Source organism: Shewanella sp. (genome assembly GCF_047975355.1).
Lineage (GTDB): Bacteria > Pseudomonadota > Gammaproteobacteria > Enterobacterales > Shewanellaceae > Shewanella.
Genome location: NZ_JBKEDJ010000005.1, coordinates 16327 through 28155, shown reverse-complemented (window position 1 = coordinate 28155; position 11829 = coordinate 16327). Strand labels below are relative to the sequence as shown.

The 11829-nt window shown below is 43.9% G+C and carries 9 protein-coding genes; 4 read left to right on the top strand and 5 right to left on the bottom strand.

Annotated features, from left to right (window positions below):
• Window positions 1-14 precede the first annotated feature (14 nt).
• The 3 genes from tal to ACK5NH_RS02565 all read right to left on the bottom strand — a co-directional run bounded on the left by tal (window position 15) and on the right by ACK5NH_RS02565 (window position 4943).
• Entirely contained in the window at window positions 15-971 is a 957-nt protein-coding gene (gene tal, locus ACK5NH_RS02575) for a transaldolase (RefSeq protein WP_416917670.1), read from the bottom strand.
• Between the two features lie 248 nt (window positions 972-1219).
• On the bottom strand, window positions 1220-2338 hold the full coding sequence (locus ACK5NH_RS02570; protein WP_416917669.1) for an OmpA family protein: 1119 nt from the start codon (window positions 2336-2338) through the stop codon (window positions 1220-1222).
• Window positions 2339-2576: 238 nt separating this feature from the next.
• A complete protein-coding gene (locus tag ACK5NH_RS02565; RefSeq protein ID WP_416917668.1) occupies window positions 2577-4943 on the bottom strand; it encodes a phosphoketolase family protein in 2367 nt (788 codons plus the stop codon).
• A 430-nt stretch (window positions 4944-5373) separates the two neighbouring features.
• Here ACK5NH_RS02565 and ACK5NH_RS02560 point away from each other — a divergent pair, with 430 nt between their 5' ends.
• Together ACK5NH_RS02560 and yaaA are read left to right on the top strand one after the other, a co-directional pair.
• Window positions 5374-6840 carry an alanine/glycine:cation symporter family protein gene (locus ACK5NH_RS02560; RefSeq protein WP_416917667.1) on the top strand — a complete coding sequence of 489 codons (1467 nt, stop codon included), beginning with the start codon at window positions 5374-5376 and terminating at the stop codon, window positions 6838-6840.
• 107 nt (window positions 6841-6947) lie between these two features.
• Window positions 6948-7721 (top strand): peroxide stress protein YaaA, encoded by a 774-nt coding sequence (yaaA, locus tag ACK5NH_RS02555; RefSeq protein WP_416917666.1) that lies wholly within the window; start codon window positions 6948-6950, stop codon window positions 7719-7721.
• 74 nt (window positions 7722-7795) lie between these two features.
• Here yaaA and ACK5NH_RS02550 read toward each other — a convergent pair whose 3' ends face one another.
• The gene (locus tag ACK5NH_RS02550; RefSeq protein WP_416917665.1) at window positions 7796-9202 is read right to left on the bottom strand and encodes a M28 family metallopeptidase; all 1407 of its coding nucleotides are present in this window, start codon (window positions 9200-9202) and stop codon (window positions 7796-7798) included.
• Between the two features lie 135 nt (window positions 9203-9337).
• Here ACK5NH_RS02550 and ACK5NH_RS02545 point away from each other — a divergent pair, with 135 nt between their 5' ends.
• Window positions 9338-9634, top strand: a complete 297-nt coding sequence (locus ACK5NH_RS02545) for an ArsR/SmtB family transcription factor (protein WP_006084975.1) — start codon at window positions 9338-9340, stop codon at window positions 9632-9634.
• Between the two features lie 60 nt (window positions 9635-9694).
• Here ACK5NH_RS02545 and rpsT read toward each other — a convergent pair whose 3' ends face one another.
• A complete protein-coding gene (rpsT, locus tag ACK5NH_RS02540) occupies window positions 9695-9961 on the bottom strand; it encodes a 30S ribosomal protein S20 (RefSeq protein ID WP_011623708.1) in 267 nt (88 codons plus the stop codon).
• Window positions 9962-10213: 252 nt separating this feature from the next.
• Between rpsT and murJ the strand changes: the two genes are divergently transcribed.
• Window positions 10214-11773 carry a murein biosynthesis integral membrane protein MurJ gene (gene murJ, locus ACK5NH_RS02535; protein ID WP_416917664.1) on the top strand — a complete coding sequence of 520 codons (1560 nt, stop codon included), beginning with the start codon at window positions 10214-10216 and terminating at the stop codon, window positions 11771-11773.
• Window positions 11774-11829 lie beyond the last annotated feature (56 nt).

Below are 11829 nucleotides of genomic sequence, written 5' to 3'. Positions count from 1 at the left end.
GTCTCCGAAGATACTTAGTTTGCCAGTTTTGCCTTAAGCATGACTTCCAGTTTGCCTTGGTCGATGGCGAAGTTACGGATACCTTCTGCTAACTTGTCGACTGCCATAGGATCTTGGTTAAAGTCCCAGCGGAATTGCGCTTCGGTTAAAGGTTCACCCGCAGAGATTGTGGTGCTGGTAGGGAGCAGTTTAGGTTGAATAGCGACTTGAGAGTTGGCCAGCTCTTCGAGTAATGAAGGGCCAATAGTGAGGCGATCACAGCCCGTTAATTCGATGATTTCACCGATATTACGGAAACTTGCGCCCATTACTACAGTTTTGTAACCATGCTGTTTGTAGTAATTGTAAATTTCAGTCACAGAAACGACACCCGGATCGTTTACTGCGTCATAGTCTTTACCTGTATCTTTTTTGTACCAGTCGAGGATGCGACCAACGAATGGCGAGATTAAGTACACGCCAGCTTCAGCACAAGCACGCGCTTGAGCAAAGCTAAACAGCAGAGTTAAGTTACAGTTGATACCTTCTTGCTCTAATTCTTTGGCAGCACAAATGCCTTCCCAGGTTGAGGCTAATTTGATCAGAATTCGAGATTTATCCACGCCAGCTTCTTGGTACAGACGTACTAGCTTATGCGCTTTAGCAATGGATTTTTCTTTATCGAAGGATAAGCGGGCATCCACTTCGGTTGAAATTCGGCCTGGAACCAGTTTCAGAATTTCGACACCGATGTTCACAGCAAGTTTATCGCTGGCATCATCAATCTGTTGCTCAATATCAGCACTTTGTAATTTAGCCCATGCAATGGCATTGTCGATTAGAGCGCTATACTCGGGGATTTGAGCTGCTTTTAAAATGAGTGATGGGTTTGTGGTTGCGTCTTCTGGTTGATAGCGTTTGATTGCTTCAATATCGCCAGTATCGGCCACAATAGTAGTGTATGACTTGAGTTGCTCTAATGTATTTGCCATGAAAAACATCCTTCTCAGATAGCGGTCTAAACTCAGAAATGAACTGATGACTATTAGAAGCGATTTTGCCAACTTTTCCAACCATCAATGTAAAAAAATTACAAAAATGGTAAAACTATATCGTATTCATGCGAAAAGCTGTGATTGCATTACAACGATTAGCTAAGCATCATCAGATTGCATAGTGTAGATGTTATAAAAACAAAAAGTCGCTGCAAGCAGCGACTTTTTAATTCTTAATAGCGCAATTACTTCAGAACTGGTTGTTTTTCAGTAGTTGTCACGATAGCTTCGATGCGGCGGTTAGCTGCATGAGCTTCTTTAGTTTCACCAGCCACTAATGGCTTAGTGATACCGTAACCGTTAGAAGTTACACGGCTTTGGCTAATGCCATATTTTTCAACAAGGATCTGAGCAACAGCGTCAGCACGCTTGTCAGACAGAGCCATGTTGTAGTCTGGTTTACCTACGTTAGAAGCGTGGCCAGCAATTTCAACTGTGAATTCTGGGTTTTTGTTCAGGTAGTTAGCCAGTCTTTCGATGTCTTTGTAGTACTCTTTCTTCACTACAGCAGAATCGTTAGCAAACTGGATAGAACCTACATCTTCTTGCTTCTTAACGTTTTCATAGATAGTACAGCCAACAGAGTCAACTTTGTGAGTTGCTGGAGTTGCTGGACACTGATCTTTATCGTCGTAAACACCATCGTTGTCTGAGTCAACTGGCGTTGCAGCAACAACCGCTGCAGCTACTGGTGCAGCAGGAGTTCCGAAACGGTAGCTCAATTCTAAGCCCCAGTAGTTGCTGTCAGCGTTTACTGGAACGATAGCGTTAGCGCCAGCGTTATCATCTAAGTTTTCATAGCGACGGTATTTAGCTTGTAACTTCAGGTTATCGGTGAAGTTGTAGCCTACACCTGCACCGAAGTAAGGTGCGAAGTCGTTTTCGCTGTAAGAACTAGATACGCCACCAACGCGTTGGTTGTTTTCTAGGGTGTAGTACATTGCGCCAGCTTCAGCAGACAGGCTCCAACGGTTACCTAGTGGCCACACGCCTACTAAGCCAAGAGTTGCACCTTTTACATCTGCATCATTGCCAATGCCTGCATAGGTCCAATCTGCACTACCTAGATCACGATAGCCGATTTCTGCACCAAAGTAGTCATTAAACATATAGCCAGCGAAGATGTCCCATGCGTATGGGTTGTCATCGCCGTTATCAGTTGCAATGTGTTCATAGTTATTAACGCCCATACCTGCACCAACATACCAAGGTGTTAGCTCTTGAGATGCACTGGCAGCAAGTGGAAGCATTGATGTAAGCAAAACTACTTTTAATGTATTCTTCATCATTTTCTCTAAGTCCATTGTTTATGATTCTCCACCAATATGCTTTGCAGGTTTTATGCAAAACATTGCTAGCACTTAGTGTGGGGATCCTTTGGTATTGTAGCCAGCGATTAATTATCACTGCATTTGTTAAATTTTTCCAGTGCTTAGTCCAAACTTTTTTTATGGAATAGCATGTTGTTATTTTTAATGGATGTTAAAAGGGCATCCCTAAGGATGCCCTAAATTGTTTTTAATTTGTTAATTGAGTTTGTGGTTAACGGGTCCAAACCCAATTTTCAATTTCAACTGGGTCAACACCGTTTGTCTTGATATAGTTGCGGTGGTCAACGAGTCTTTGCAACATATCAGTTGTAATGGAAACGTGCTTGGTTTCGTCGATAACGCCTTGCTGGAATAGTTTGTAAGCCATATCAATAACAAGGTGATAGCGAGAAGTGCCATTACGAACCCCCATATCAAATGGAGTGGTTGTTGAACCTTCTTCTTCATAGCCTTTAATTCTGAAGCGACGGCTTCCCTTGTAATCAAAAATTAACTTTTTGATCGTATTTGGATAACCGTGATAGTTAAATACTACTCCCTTATCTTGAGTAAATATTTCATCCATCATCCATGGTTTTTCTTTAAATTTACGGCTACCTAAGCCATCGCTGCTTAATTCGGTTACGCTGACAAAACGAATTCTGACTCTAGGTAACAGTTCACGAATAATCACTAAAGAGGCCATACATTCTTGAGTGACATAATCACCACAACCTGCAAGCACGATATCTGGATTTTCATCTGAAGCAAAATCCCACACCATGACGCCGTCTTTAGCTTGTTTACGTGCTTCTTCTAAACTTAGCCATTGTGGCAGTTCTTTTTTACCTGCCACGAGGATGTTTAGTTTGTCACGATCCGCGAAAGCACGTTCGGTATAAACTAAGGTGCTGTTAGCATCAGCGGGTAAATAAGCAGAAATGATCTTCGGATGTTTTTCTAACATTGCACCAAGGAATGATGGGTTCTGATGCGAGTAGCCGTTGTGATCTTGACGCTCTAATAATGAAGAGAGTACTACGTTGCACGCGGGTAAAGGTTTGCGGAAGTGCACCCCTTGACTGGCGTAAACATACTTACAGTATTGGTCGGCCATAGAAGACACTACCTGTGAGAAAGACTCATAGGTTGGGAACATGCCATGACGACCCGTAACTGTGTAGCCATGTAACATACCAAACAGTAAGTTTTCAGAGAGTAATTCGAGTACGCGGCCATCGCGAGACATATCCTCGTCCCAACTTTCAATTGGCCATTGCCATGCGCGATCGGTTTCTTCAAATACCGCTTGGAGTTGGTTTGAATAGGTTTCGTCTGGGCTAAAGATACGTAAGTTACGTTGGTCACGGTTCAATTTGAATGCATCACGCATCCATTGACCCATTTTCAACATGGAGTAACCACGGTGTCCGCGTGGAACTTCTGGGCCATAACTGAGTTTTTCGAGATCAGGATTCGACAAGGCTCTGACCACTTCGCCACCATAAGTGAGATGTTGGCGACCACAAGCTAAATGCTTAGGTGGGATCAGTGAGCTAATATCGGCATCAAAAATCAGTTCACCCTGTGCATTGATTTGGTAAAGCTCTTGAAACTGATAGCTGGCTAACCAGTTATCCAGTGCAATGAGGTGACCTTTATCTGAGGCACATTTATTGACGATAACTTGGTGCGATTCGCAGTTGCCTTCTAATTTTGTACCGTTATATTCGCTCACACCTGTCCAGCCCTTGGCTGTGCGCATTAAAATCACTGGCCAGCGAGGTTTGACAATATCTTCACCCTTACGTGCGCGGGTTTGGATATCGTTGATCATGCTATAAGCAGTATCCATCGCAGTTGTCATTTGGACGTAGATATCTTCTTCCATTTCGCTGTCGACAATAATGGGGTGATAACCAAGGCCACGGAATTCAAGATCTAGCTCTTCATGGCTCATGCGTCCCATACGGGTTGGGCCTGAAATTTTATAGCCGTTGATATGCACGATTGGTAACACGGCACCGTTGGTTGCGGGTGACACTAAACGGTTAGCATACCAAGAGGCTGCTAGAGGACCAGTTTCTGATTCACCGTCACCCACTAATACAGTTGCGATAAGATCGGGGTTGTCTAATACCGCGCCCCAACCAACGGATAATGAATAACCTAATTCGCCCCCTTCAAGGATTTGACCGGGTGCTTCAGGGTTTGCGTGAGAAGGGTAACCATAGGCTGCCGAAAACTTCTTACAGATATCTTCGATACCAGTTTCATTATAAGGAATGGTTTCTGGATAAAAGTGGCTGAGTGAGCCTTCAATAAATAGGTTAGCTTGTACTGCGGGGAAACCATGGCCTGGGCCGACTAAGTAAATGAAAGGACGATTATGTTTTACAATGAGTCGGTTGACGTTGGCATATACGAAGTTAATCCCTGGACAAGTCCCCCAGTGACCGAGCAGGCGAGGTTTAATGTCCGAATGCGCAAGTGGGCGCTTATGTAAAACGTTTTGCTTTAGGTAAATCTGAGAGGTAGCGAGGAAGTTAGTGGCTCTTACATACTTTTTAAGAGCATTAATCTCATGTGTAGTCGTCATATTAGCCTCATCGGAGCAGACGTAAGTGAATTATGTTTTCTTGGAGTTACTATATTTGTAATTTTCTTTCAAAAATGTGTTCTACATCCAAAATTTAAAACATGTGTCCGTGGTTAACGCATGTGGATTAAGTTTGTCAAAATGTTAATTTAGTATTAACAGTGACTTATCTAGGCTTTATGAGTGTGAGCTTCTTGCTGTTTAACCATGCAAACCTAGGCTTGATCACATGAGTAATTTCGAATACTGTGCTATTTTGCTGCGTTGAATTCGGTAGCCGTGATGTTGTAAATTCACGGAAGGATAATTTGAAAGAATAAATCTACCGATATTCTTACCTTTATTTGGAAGGATTCATTCACCACAAATGTTGCACCTCGCTTAATTATAGGTGGGGGAGGGCATTTGCTACGGGAAGAAGTAAAATAATATGCTAGAAACCATTGTAAATTTTTTGAACGCACTGCTCTGGGGCAAATTGCTCGTATACGGACTGGTGGGTGCGGGTCTCTATTTCACCTTACGACTTGTATTTATTCAAATTACGCATTTCAAACACTCTCTTAAAGTCATGACCATGAGCCGCCAAGGCTGTGAAAGTGGTTTGTCTTCATTCCAAGTATTCTGTACTAGTATGGCCGCTCGAGTGGGGGCCGGAAACATGGCAGGTGTCGCCGTTGCGATTGGCTCAGCTGGCCCTGGCGCTGTATTCTGGATGTGGTTAATCGCCATGTTGGGTATGGCTACGGCTATGGTGGAATCAACGCTAGCGCAGGTTTATAAGGTGCGAGATAGTAATGGCCAGTTCCGCGGCGGTCCTTCTTATTATATGGAGAAGGGACTAGGTCAAAGATGGATGGGGGTGTTGTTTGCTTTCTTCCTGATTATTGCCTTTGGTCTGGTATTTAACGCGGTGCAAGCAAATACCATTACCGGTGCGATGGAACGCGTGTTTGGCTTCAACCCGACATATGTAGGCATTGGTTTAGTGTTAGCCAGTGGTTTTGTCATTGTTGGTGGATTACGTAAAGTCGCGCGGGTATCTGAGTTTATTGTCCCCATCATGGCGCTGGCTTACATTTTGATCGCATTCATTATTGTGATTTTCAATTTAGAGCAATTACCCGCCGTGATCAGCCTGATTGTGAAGAGTGCTTTTGGTTGGCAAGAAGCCGCAGCGGGTGGTGTTGCTTACACTGTTGCTCAGGCTATGCAAGCTGGTATCGCTCGAGGTCTGTTCTCAAACGAGGCGGGAATGGGAAGTGCGGCAAACGTTGCGGCGAGTGCATCACCAAATCCAAACCATCCAGCATCCCAAGGTTTTGTGCAGATGATGGGAGTATTTGTCGATACCATCGTTATTTGTACTGCAACCGCGGCGATTATTTTACTTTCAGGCGATATCGGTTCTAGTGAAGACGGCATTCGTCTCACCATCAATGCGATGTCAAACCACGTTGGAGATTGGGGCGGCGCCTTTATCGCGATAGCGATTTTCCTATTCTGCTTTACCTCTATCATTGCTAACTATTCCTACGCGGAAACCAATGTGATGTTCTTAACGGGTAACAGTACTAAAGCGTTGCCGTTATTCCGCCTCTGTGTATTAGGCATGGTGATGTTTGGTGCCGTGGCCAAAATCAGCTTAGTGTGGAACTTAGCGGATGTGTCTATGGGGCTAATGGCTACGGTCAATATCGTTGCCTTGTTGCTGTTGTCGGGTTTGGCGATACGTGTCATCAACGATTACAGTGAGCAGCTTAAGAGCGGTAAAATGCCTGAGTTCGACCGCAGTAAGTTCCCAGAGTTAATGGAACAACTTGATGATGGTATTTGGCAGGATACTAGCGCAAATGAGTTGGTAAAGACCCGTGCTGAATCTGTTGTCAGTCGATAAACTCAAGTTCACTGATTAGCACTATCGGAAAAACCACGTCATCTGTACGTGGTTTTTTATGCTTGTTCAGTATCATAGTGACGTATTTTATTTGTTGGAGCGTGTTAATGTTGATTTTGGTTTCACCGGCGAAAACCCTAGATTTTGAGCAGCCTCCCTTGACTCAAATTCACACTCGGCCCGATTTTTTAACGCATAGCCAAGAGCTAATCCAAGTCTGCCAACGGTTAACCCCCAGTGATATAGCAACATTAATGAAGGTGAGTGATAACATTGCGGGCTTAAATGCCGCGCGTTTTGGTGAGTGGAAACCCGATTACAGCATTGATAATGCTAAGCAGGCGATTTTTGCTTTTAGAGGTGATGTATACACAGGGTTTGATGCAGATACACTAACTCAAGAGCAGCTCGAACGTACTCAGTCGCAATTACGCATTTTATCTGGGCTCTATGGTTTATTACGTCCCTTGGATTTAATTTTACCTTATCGTTTAGAAATGGGGACGGCGCTCGCTAATCCTAAGGGGAAGAATCTCTACGAATTTTGGGGAAATATCCTCACCGATGCGGTAAATAACGAAGTCGCTGCGCAGGGGAATGACATCATTATTAACCTCGCATCCAATGAATATTTCAAGGCGATAAAACCAAAACAATTAGCAGGTCAATTAATCACTCCTGTCTTTAAAGATTTTAAAAATGGTCAATATAAAGTCATCAGTTTCTTTGCCAAAAAAGCACGGGGAATGATGGCAAGATATATCATTGACCAGCAAGTTAGTTCGATTGAAGAATTAAAAGCATTTGATGTGGCGGGTTATTACTACAGTGAAGAGTCGAGTAAACCTAACGAACCAACATTTTTGCGTGAAGCTCAGTAACGTGTAGCACCGTAAATAAAAAAGAGCAGCCTTGGCTGCTCTTTTTTATTTACGATTTACTTATTGGTAAATCGTTATTTCGAATCTGTGCTAAGTGGTGTTAACACGATATTTGAGTTCGCCATGATATAAGCAAATTGAGCGTAGGCTGCCACATTTTGTGCAAGGGCCTTAGGATCGATTTTATCTAAGGTATCGTTAGGGGTGTGGTGATAATCGAAGTAATCGTGGCCATCTTGTCTTAATGAGGCTACAGGCACGCCTAATGCGGGCAACATGGAGACATCTGGCCCACCAGAGGCTTGATTATTACCAAGGGCGACACCGTTGAACGTCATTGGCTTTATGCTCTCTTGGACTTGTGCAAAAACGCTGTCATTTACCTTAGTATCGATTTGATAAATCGGGCCTGCGCCAAAATCCGATTCGGCAGCAATATAATGCAGAGGTAGCTCGGCTTTGTGTGCTTCAGCATAAGCTTTGCCTCCCACTAAGCCAATTTCTTCGGCAGCGTAAAGTACCACTCGTACAGTTCGCGCGGGCTTTTGCGGAAGATCTTGAATATGTTTTGCTGCCGCCGTCACAATGGCAACGCCTGCACCATCATCAATCGCGCCAGTGCCTTCATCCCAAGAATCTAAATGGGCGCCAATCAGCACGATTTCGTTAGGTTTACTACTGCCAGTGACTTCTGCAATCACGTTATAAGAGGTATTCGTACCTAAATCCTTTGGTGACATATGCAGCTCGAGCACCGCATTCGGATCACGTTTTAACATGGCATCCACTAAGTCTGCATCTGGATTTGACATCGCCGCAGCAGGGATTTTAGCTACATCATCTTGATAACGCATCACGCCAGTGTGCGCCATGCGGTCATGGTCGGTTCCAATTGAGCGAATGACGATTGCAACGGCTCCCTTTTGTGCCGCAGCGACTGCGCCTTTCGAGCGGCCGCCGACACTTTTGCCATAACCTTCACCCGTGATGTGGCGTTCTGTCTTTTGGTCGATAAAGGCAATTTTGCCTTTTACCTCATCGGCATCTGCTTGCTGAAGTGCTTCGAGGCTATCAAAACGAGCAATCTTAGCCTTAATGCCTTCTGCTGGGGTGGCGATACTGCCACCTAACGCAGTGATCACTAATGGTTGTTCGACTGGAGAGATTATCTTAGCTTTGGCTTCACCGCGTTCCCAAATTGGAACCTGTACTGGTTCCTTATAAACCTTATCAAATCCTAGACTGGTTAATTTATTCATCGCCCAGTTCACGGCAATAATATCTTTAGGGCTGCCAGCAAGGCGAGGACCGACCTCCACTGTGAGGGATTCGACTAAATCATATCCCAAGGATGAGGCTAATGCCGTTTGTTGTAATTGAGCGGGAATTTCATTTTTTACGGGTGTTTCTACGTGAGTTTGGCAGGCGCTCAATCCGCCAATAAATAGACCTGTTATCAGTGTTGACTGGTAGGATTTCATAGGTTTCCTTTATTTTTATTAAGCATGTCCCATTTTTGAAAACAATCTAGCAAAAAGTGTGCTTTATGTCCCGACTATATCTGTAAGGCAACGCTATATTAGCGCAGGGGTTAGTTTTAGGAGAAAAAGTGCGTAATGAATATTGAATTGATGCAGGAGCGAGCCGACCATGCCGTGGTGCTATTAAAAGCACTCGCAAACGAACGCCGATTATTTATCCTTTGTTATTTATTGAACGAAGGTGAAATGTGCGTTGGCGAAATGAATAAAAAATTAGGCTTAAGTCAATCGGCACTATCACAACACCTTGCTTGGTTACGCAAAGATAATTTAGTAACCACACGCAAAGAAGCGCAAACCGTATTTTATTCGCTTAAGAGTGATGAAGTGCGTGAGATGATCCATTTGCTAAACAATATTTATTGTCATTAATGGTAATCATCAGATATAAAAAAACCGGCAATTGCCGGTTTTTTTTATTTACTAAGAAAATTAAGCAGCAAGTGCTTTGATCTTAGCATTCAAACGAGCCTTATGACGGGCAGCTTTATTCTTGTGAATAAGGCCTTTAGTCGCCATACGGTCAACGATTGGTTGTGCAGCAGCGAAAGCTTCGGTTGCTGTTTTGTGATCGCCAGCTTTGATAGCAGCAATAACTTTTTTAACGTATGTACGTAACATTGAGCGACGGCTGGCGTTGTGCTGACGACGCTTTTCAGATTGAAGCGCGCGCTTCTTTGCAGACTTGCTATTAGCCAAGGTGCAACTCCTAAAAACTGGATTTGATACTTTTAAAGGCCGAGGAATATGCCTGCATTTAGTCACTTTGTCAATGACTATGATTGAATAATCATCATAAAGATAAATTAATTCAACCCGCCTTGGCTATCTTCAACCCAACTCGTGTAATATGTGGCGCAATTCTAACAGCTATTGCCGCAGTGTGACAGAGCCTGAGTCGATTTTTTGAGATGAATCACCTAATCCGTTCGATGTAGGTCTGGGGGACGTTTGAGTAAAAAATTATTGAAATCTGGCATGATTGTTAGTGCTATGACGTTGATTTCTCGTGTTTTAGGTTTAGTTCGAGATGTAGTTGTTGCCAATTTGATGGGGGCAGGAACAAGCGCTGACGTTTTTTTCTTCGCCAATAAAATTCCTAACTTTTTACGCCGATTATTCGCTGAGGGCGCATTTGCTCAGGCATTTGTTCCCGTACTGACCGAATATCAAGAAAAACACACTTCAGACGAGACTCGCGAGTTACTCAGTAAAGTGGCCGGGACCTTAGGTCTATTGGTGACGATTGTGACTCTGGTCGGTGTTATCGCGTCGCCTGTGTTGTCTGCCTTATTTGGTGGCGGCTGGTTTGTGGCTTGGCTTAATAACGAGCCCGATGGTGCCAAGTTCGAGCTGGCGACGGTTGTGCTTAAAATTACCTTCCCGTATCTGTGGTTTATTACCTTTACAGCCTTAGCTGGTTCAATCTTAAATACCCGTGGGCGTTTTGCGGTATCAGCCTTTACCCCAGTATTCTTAAACGTGGCTATTATTGCGGCGGCAATGTTTTTTGCGCCAACCTCTTCCCAGCCTGAAATTACCCTTGCTTGGGGTGTGTTTTGTGGCGGTTTAATTCAGTTTTTATTCCAAATTCCCTTCTTACTCAGGGAAAAGGCTCTCGTTAAACCGTCATGGGGCTGGAATCATGCTGGTGTGGTGAAGATTAGAACCCTAATGATCCCAGCGCTGTTTGGTGTGTCAGTCTCACAAATCAATCTTTTATTCGATACTTTTATCGCCAGCTTCCTGATGACGGGCTCTATCAGCTGGTTGTACTATTCAGACCGCTTATTGGAATTTCCACTCGGTTTATTCGGTATCGCCATTGGTACTGTAATTTTACCTGCTTTATCTCGCAATCATGTGAATGCCGAAGGCGATGGCTTTGGTAAGACAATGGATTGGGGGATTAAGGCGATTCTTTTGCTAGGCTTACCCGCCATGATGGGGCTGATAGTCCTAGCACAACCCATGTTGATGGTGCTGTTTATGCGTGGCGCTTTCTCTATTCAAGACGTGGAAATGGCGTCTTACAGTTTGATGGCTTATGGCAGTGGTTTACTCAGCTTTATGCTTATCAAGGTGTTAGCGCCTGGATACTACTCTCGCCAAGACACTAAGACCCCAGTGCGTTACGGCATTATTGCCATGATCACTAACATGGGCTTTAACTTAATATTTGCTATTCCCTTTGGTTATGTTGGTTTAGCGATTGCGACATCAATGTCGGCTTTGCTTAATGCCACATTATTGTACCGCGGTTTACATAAGGCTGGCGTCTACCGAATTTCTAAGCCAACAATGGTCTTTTTCCTTAAAGCCGTGGTTTCGGCGGCCTTGATGGTGGTTGTCTTGTACTATTTCTTACCTTCGCAATCCCAGTGGTTGGAATGGCAGTTGGTTGGACGTGCTAAGGCTTTGATTGGTTTGATTGCTGTTGGTGCTATGACGTATTTACTTGGCTTATTGGCGTTAGGAATTCGTCCTTGGTCAATGAAACGGGGAGTTTGATTGCTGATTCTTATCGTTAGCTGTTATATAATCAGCCGATTTGCGCTTGGCAGTTG

Bases quoted from the DNA above. Each gene is read 5' to 3' on its own strand.
- ACK5NH_RS02565 (WP_416917668.1), bottom strand. From the start codon at position 4,943: ATGACGACTACACATGAGATTAATGCTCTTAAAAAGTATGTAAGAGCC.
- ACK5NH_RS02550 (WP_416917665.1), bottom strand. From the start codon at position 9,202: ATGAAATCCTACCAGTCAACACTGATAACAGGTCTATTTATTGGCGGA.
- tal (WP_416917670.1), bottom strand. From the start codon at position 971: ATGGCAAATACATTAGAGCAACTCAAGTCATACACTACTATTGTGGCC.
- ACK5NH_RS02570 (WP_416917669.1), bottom strand. From the start codon at position 2,338: ATGGACTTAGAGAAAATGATGAAGAATACATTAAAAGTAGTTTTGCTT.
- ACK5NH_RS02545 (WP_006084975.1), top strand. From the start codon at position 9,338: ATGAATATTGAATTGATGCAGGAGCGAGCCGACCATGCCGTGGTGCTA.
- yaaA (WP_416917666.1), top strand. From the start codon at position 6,948: ATGTTGATTTTGGTTTCACCGGCGAAAACCCTAGATTTTGAGCAGCCT.
- ACK5NH_RS02560 (WP_416917667.1), top strand. From the start codon at position 5,374: ATGCTAGAAACCATTGTAAATTTTTTGAACGCACTGCTCTGGGGCAAA.